The organism is Halomonas sp. SIMBA_159 (assembly GCF_046536035.1).
Taxonomy (GTDB): domain Bacteria; phylum Pseudomonadota; class Gammaproteobacteria; order Pseudomonadales; family Halomonadaceae; genus Vreelandella; species Vreelandella venusta_A.
In genome coordinates, this window is record NZ_JAWJBT010000344.1 from 1 (window position 1) to 285 (window position 285).

The 285-nt window shown below is 39.3% G+C and carries 1 protein-coding gene; it reads right to left on the reverse strand.

Translation table 11 applies throughout. The features are described 5' to 3' along the window. A partial coding sequence (locus R0J87_RS19560; RefSeq protein ID WP_498888331.1) for a glycerate kinase occupies window positions 1-92 on the reverse strand: 92 nt, incomplete at its 3' end. Window positions 93-285: the final 193 nt, after the last annotated feature.

The following is a 285-nucleotide window of genomic DNA, read 5'->3' on the forward strand; positions in this document are numbered from 1 at the left end:
TAAACTTCTTTAATGCCCGCCGCTATCGCTTCGCTTCCTTGTTTTGAGGATAAACTTCCTTTAAATGAATCCATTGCAATCAATACTTTCATTTTCACACCCACCTCTTTAGAATTAGAAAAAAAGTCGCAATCGAATGTTATCGATTACGACAGGTTTTACTGAGTTTAAGCTTTCAATTCTACTTTAGCTAAGTTCTTGATGATGGCATCTGTGACATCAACCGTATCAGCAGAACCGCCCAAGTCACGGGTCAAAACTCCTTGTCTTGTCGTTTCTTCGATG